Genomic DNA, 5,354 nt, shown 5'->3' on the forward strand with positions numbered 1-5,354 from the left:
CCGCGCCGCGATAGAAGGTGAACGGCGAGGCCGCCATCCGGCCGATCCGCAACGGCACCAGATGCGCCAGCCTGCCCACATTGCCTGCCGCAATGTGCTCGACCACCCCCGGCCGCGTGTCGGCGCGCACCTTTCGATCCCGGGAGTCGAGCGGGACGCGTTCCCGCAGTGCCCGCCCGCGGGCGAATACCTCCTCGGCGGGCACATGATTACGTAAATGGATACGGCTCTTCGACATCACGGCGTACGCTACCGAGCCGGTGTGCGGCATCACCTGCCGGGCACGGTGCAGGGCCGGGCCGGGGCCATGGAGTACGGGCGCCCTCGTAGGGAAGCGCCAGGGGCGAATGGTGACGAACGACAGCGGTGCGGTATGCACGGTCTGTGACAAGCGAACCGGGGGCGAGCGATCCGGAGACCAGCGAACCGGGCCGTCCCGCCTCGAACACGGCAGCGGACCGGACCAGGCGTAATGCGGTCGCGGAGATCTTCGCCGACCGCGTGCTCACCGTGCCCAATGTGCTGAGCGTGCTCCGGCTGATCGGCGTCCCGGTGTTCCTGTGGCTGCTGCTGGTCGAGCACGCCGACGGCTGGGCCTTCACCCTGCTGGTGGTCAGCGGCGTCACCGATTTCCTGGACGGAAAACTGGCCCGGCTGCTCGATCAGTCGTCGCGGCTGGGCGCGCTGCTCGACCCGTTCGTCGATCGCCTGTACCTGGTGACGACCCTGGTCGCTTTCGTCGCCCGCGGGCTGATCCCGTGGTGGGTGGCGGTGCTGCTGATCGGCCGTGACCTGATCCTTACCCTGACACTGTCGGTGTACCGGCGCCGAGACCTCGACCCGCCGGGTGTCATCTATTTGGGCAAGGCCGCCACCTTCGCGCTGATGTCGGCGCTGCCCTGGCTGCTGGCCGGGCAGATGGACTGGGCGGGCGACGGTTTCGCCCGGGCCTTCGGCGGCGCGCTGCTGATCTGGGGCACCGCGGTGTACGTGTGGACCGGGGTGCTCTACACGGGTAAGGCGATCGCGGTCGCCCGCGTCATCCCTGTCCGGCCGACCGGCAGCGGGTGATCCGGCCACCGCAACCACGCGGCAAAACGCTGCCGATAGGCGTTCGATGCCTACTGCTGGGGATACCTGAGACGGACGATCGTCGGACTCTCGCATAGAGTTGCGTGCACTGTGCACGACGAAAGGACGCCACGTGACCCAGACCCCGGAGGATCTGCGCTACACCGAAGAGCACGAATGGGTGCGTCGGATCAGCCCGACCCGGGTACGGGTCGGCATCACCGATTACGCTCAGTCGCAGCTCGGTGACGTCGTGTTCGTGCAGCTACCCGCCACCGGCGCCGAGGTCGCCGCGGGAGACGGCATCTCGGAGGTCGAGTCGACCAAGAGCGTCTCCGACATATACGCTCCCCTGAGTGGGAAAGTCGTTGCGGCGAACCAGGAATTGGAGGCGAAGCCGGAAACGTTGAACACCGATCCCTATGGTGCGGGCTGGTTGTTCGAGCTCGAGGTCGGCGACGCCGCCGCATTGGACTCGACGCTCGGTGAACTGCTGGATGCCGCAGGTTATCAAGGAGTTATCGGGGGCTGACCCAGCCTTCCCGGTTCTACCTGCACGGGTACGCCCCGGCAGGGTACGGTCAAAGCCAACGGATGTGCCGCCAGCCGTTATCGGTTACTGCCGATAACAGCTTCCAGGGCCGCGACGCGGGTCGCGAGGTCGAGGCAGCACCTGCCTGCATGGTTATCAGGTTCGAGGAGGAGAGAAACGGTGAGCGAGAACAAAGACCCGGGTTACGGGGAGACCGCGGCCGAGACGACGTCGGTCTTCCGCGCGGATTTCCTGAACGAGGTCGAGGCGTCGCGCTCCGGAGAGCCGACCGGTGAACAGCCGGTGCAGGGTGTCGAAGGGCTGCCCGTCGGCGCGGCTCTGCTGGTCGTCAAGCGCGGCCCGAATGCGGGCTCACGGTTCCTGCTGGATCAGCCGACCACCTCGGCGGGCCGGCATCCCGACAGTGACATCTTCCTCGATGACGTCACCGTCAGCCGCCGTCATGCGGAGTTCCGTCAGGACGAGGACTCCTTCCAGGTTGTCGACGTCGGCAGCCTCAACGGCACCTATGTGAACCGGGAGCCGGTGGATTCCTCGGAGTTGCAGAACGGAGACGAGGTCCAGATCGGTAAGTTCCGGCTGGTGTTCCTGACCGGCCCACGCACGCAGGCCACCGATTCCGCGGCTGGTGCGGGCAGCCACTGACAGCGCCTGCCTTCAGGGAGGGTGTGCCGATGAACGCGGTCGGCATGGTCATATGAAAGGCTCTAGGTCATGACGGGCGCTGCGCAGTGGGCGCGCGGAGGTATGTCGATCGGCTCCGTGCTCGACCTGCTGCGCCCCGATTTCCCGGATATCACCATCTCCAAGATCCGATTCCTGGAGTCGGAGGGTCTGATCCGGCCGGAGCGGACCCCGTCGGGCTACCGCAGGTTCTCCATCGCCGATGTGGAGCGGTTGCGCTTCGTGCTCACCGCCCAGCGCGATCAGTACCTGCCGTTGAAAGTGATCAAGGAGCAACTCGAAGCGATCGACAGCGGAGCGGCGTCGCTCGGTGTGCGGGAAGCCCGCGCCCGAGCGCATTCCGCTCGCCCCGAGCAGGCCACCGAGGCGGAGCGCCGTGCGCCTGCCGGGCGGTCCGGGGTGCCGCGCAGACTCGGTGTCGTTCCGGGGGAGGTGTCCCCGGACGAGATCCGGTTCGATCACGAGCTCCGGCTCACTCGCGCGGACTTGCTCGAGCAGGCGGGCATCGATGAGAAATTTCTCACTGATCTGATCCGGGCGAATCTGATCGTTCCCGGTGCCGCCGGTTTCTTCGATGCGGATGCGGTCACCCTGGCCAGAACCGCGCGGGCGCTGTCCGAATTCGGTTTGGAGGCGAGGCATCTGCGCGCGTTCAAACTGGCCGCAGACCGGGAGGCGTCGTTGATTGCGCAGATCGCGGCGCCGATCGCCAAGAGCCGCGACGCGGGTGCGCGCGCCAGGGCAGAGGAGACGGTACGCGAACTCGCGGCACTATCGCTGACTCTGCACGCCAGCCTGGTCAAGGCGTCGGTTCGCAGTTCGCTCGGCGGCTGAGTCCGGCTCGGCGCGTGGTGAACCTGGTCCGCCTCGCTGATCGTCCGTGCAGAGACAACACGCCGTTTCCTCGGATACTCCCGTCGCGGTGGTGCCGGAAATTCGCCTAGACTCGTGGATACGGCGTGCTCGGCAGCGGCGATGCCGAGCGGCCGGCGAGTATGGGAGGCAGTGCGATGAGCGAAATGCGCGTGATCGGCATCCGTGTCGAACAGCCACAGAACCAGCCCGTGCTGCTGCTCCGTGAAGTGAGCGGGGAACGGTATCTGCCGATCTGGATCGGGCAGGCCGAGGCCACTGCGATCGTGCTGGAGCAGGAGGGCGTCACTCCGATCCGTCCGCTCACCCACGATCTGATCAAGATCCTGATTGCCGATCTGGGGCATACCCTCAAAGAGGTCCGCATCGTGGACCTGCAGGAAGGCACGTTCTACGCGGATCTGGTGTTCGAGAACGACCTGCGTGTCTCCGCGCGCCCGTCGGACTCGATCGCGATCGCGCTGCGGGTCGGCTGCCCCATCTACGCCGAGGAGCCGGTGCTCGACGAGGCGGGGCTGGTGATGCCGGATGAGCGCGAGGACGAGGTGGAGAAGTTCAAGGAGTTCCTCGAGTCGGTGTCACCGGACGATTTCAAGGCCACCGACAGCTGATAACGATCGATCAGGCCTCAGTATCAGGTCGAGTCTATTTCCGCGCGTCGCGTTGGAGGCTCGACGCCGGGTTCGGGAGAATCAAGGGGAGTAATCTCGACAGTTGGACCACGTCGGTTCGGCCGGTCGACCAGGGGTCGCCGGTCAGCAGATTCGGTCATCAAGCCGGGTCATCATCGATGAGCCAAGCGTCGGCGTAGCAAGGGAGTGGTCAGTGGCAGAGCACACACAGGACGTGCCCCGGTCGGACGCAGGTCCGGCTGGCCGGCCCGCACAGCCCGCAATCCAGCCAGGACTGTTCCCGGACGATTCCGTGCCCGATGACATGGTCGGTTACCGCGTCCCCAGCGCCTGCCAGGTGGCAGGCATCACCTACCGCCAGCTCGACTACTGGGCCCGCACCGGCCTGGTTGTGCCGTCCATCCGCAGCGCGGCCGGTTCCGGCAGCCAGCGGCTGTACTCGTTCAAGGACATCCTGGTCCTCAAGATCGTGAAACGGCTGCTCGACGTGGGCATCTCCTTGCAGAACATCCGCATCGCCGTGGACCATCTGCGTAGCCGCGGGGTGCAGGACCTCGCAGGTGTCACCCTGTTCTCCGACGGCACCTCGGTCTACGAGTGCACCTCCCCGGAGGAGGTGGTCGATTTACTGCAAGGCGGCCAGGGAGTCTTCGGAATCGCCGTGAGCGGGGCCATGCGGGAACTGACCGGCGCCATCGCCGCCTTCCCCGCCGAACGCGCCACCCCCGCCAGCGACCGCCCCGAAGACGAGCTCGCCTACCGCCGCAAAGCTCGCCTGAACCGCAAAACGGGCTAGCCTTGCGCGTCACCGGCCCTCGCTGATCCTGGGAGGAACTTCGGGCCCGGTAAGGGGTGGCCTGGGGACGCCGTTTACTCGTGCCCCCTACCCCAACCGTTGCCAGATCGTGATGGAGTCGAGCGACGGAAGGCCAGAACCGGAGCGGTCACAGGGAGCCCGAGGACATGTGCCCCGCAATGCAGGGCCTGCTACTAGGGCAGCCGGAGTAATCACAGCCGATCAGCTCGCGGGAGAGACTCGTTTCGCCGCGCCAGCGCAAGGTGCGTGGCGATGTCGGCAGATGCCGTATGAGCTGAACCCTCGCCGCTACTGCCGTGCACGAACAGCTCGACAACCACTCGCCCTGCCGCCAGCTTCTCGCTCGCCTATCGACAACTTCTCTGCGCCCGGAGCTCCCGAATCATGGGATCCGTGCCAAGAAAACCACCGCCGTCCACCCGTCATCTCGACGCATTGCCGCCCCTGAACCGAGACCAGCTCTCAATGCTTTCCCAGCCCCGGCGAGGGCGAGTCTTACGAGCCCGTTCGCGGCCGGCTCGCGTTTCCGCCCTCGCAGCTAGGGGCGCCGGGGCGGATGAACGTCCGACCCTCGCGCATGCGCCGCAGGCGCGAGTCGCGAGGGTCGGAAACGTGAGCCACAAGGGGGCCGCGAACCCGCCGCGCCGCAGGCGCGGCATAATGTCACAGCGTCGCCGCCGTGCGGGAGAGTTCCGGGTAAGTCCCGGGCGCCGAAGGAGCAGCA

General features: G+C 66.6%; 7 protein-coding genes. 6 read left to right on the forward strand and 1 reads right to left on the reverse strand.

Annotation, left to right across the window (positions count from 1 at the left end):
- On the reverse strand, positions 1-238 hold a 238-nt coding region (locus B0T44_RS25895), incomplete at its 3' end, for a DUF2252 family protein (protein WP_139795375.1).
- Positions 239-486: 248 nt separating this feature from the next.
- Here B0T44_RS25895 and B0T44_RS25900 point away from each other — a divergent pair.
- The 6 genes from B0T44_RS25900 (at position 487) to B0T44_RS25925 (ending at position 4,609) form a co-directional block, all read left to right on the forward strand.
- A complete protein-coding gene (locus B0T44_RS25900; protein WP_077115438.1) occupies positions 487-1,071 on the forward strand; it encodes a CDP-alcohol phosphatidyltransferase family protein in 585 nt (194 codons plus the stop codon).
- Between the two features lie 133 nt (positions 1,072-1,204).
- Complete coding sequence (gene gcvH, locus B0T44_RS25905) at positions 1,205-1,603, forward strand: glycine cleavage system protein GcvH (protein ID WP_077115194.1); 399 nt, start codon at positions 1,205-1,207, stop codon at positions 1,601-1,603.
- 180 nt (positions 1,604-1,783) lie between these two features.
- Positions 1,784-2,269, forward strand: coding sequence for an oxoglutarate dehydrogenase inhibitor Odhl (odhI, locus tag B0T44_RS25910; RefSeq protein WP_077115195.1), 486 nt, complete (start codon positions 1,784-1,786; stop codon positions 2,267-2,269).
- Between the two features lie 69 nt (positions 2,270-2,338).
- Positions 2,339-3,142, forward strand: coding sequence for a transcriptional regulator FtsR (ftsR, locus tag B0T44_RS25915; protein WP_077115196.1), 804 nt, complete (start codon positions 2,339-2,341; stop codon positions 3,140-3,142).
- 176 nt (positions 3,143-3,318) lie between these two features.
- The gene (locus tag B0T44_RS25920) at positions 3,319-3,792 is read left to right on the forward strand and encodes a bifunctional nuclease family protein (RefSeq protein ID WP_077115439.1); all 474 of its coding nucleotides are present in this window, start codon (positions 3,319-3,321) and stop codon (positions 3,790-3,792) included.
- Positions 3,793-4,027: 235 nt separating this feature from the next.
- Positions 4,028-4,609, forward strand: a complete 582-nt coding sequence (locus B0T44_RS25925) for a MerR family transcriptional regulator (RefSeq protein WP_077115440.1) — start codon at positions 4,028-4,030, stop codon at positions 4,607-4,609.
- Positions 4,610-5,354 lie beyond the last annotated feature (745 nt).

This window comes from Nocardia donostiensis (assembly GCF_002081715.1).
Classification (GTDB): Bacteria; Actinomycetota; Actinomycetes; order Mycobacteriales; family Mycobacteriaceae; genus Nocardia; species Nocardia donostiensis.

Bases quoted from the DNA above. Each gene is read 5' to 3' on its own strand.
- B0T44_RS25920 (WP_077115439.1), top strand. From the start codon at position 3,319: ATGAGCGAAATGCGCGTGATCGGCATCCGTGTCGAACAGCCACAGAAC.
- ftsR (WP_077115196.1), top strand. From the start codon at position 2,339: ATGACGGGCGCTGCGCAGTGGGCGCGCGGAGGTATGTCGATCGGCTCC.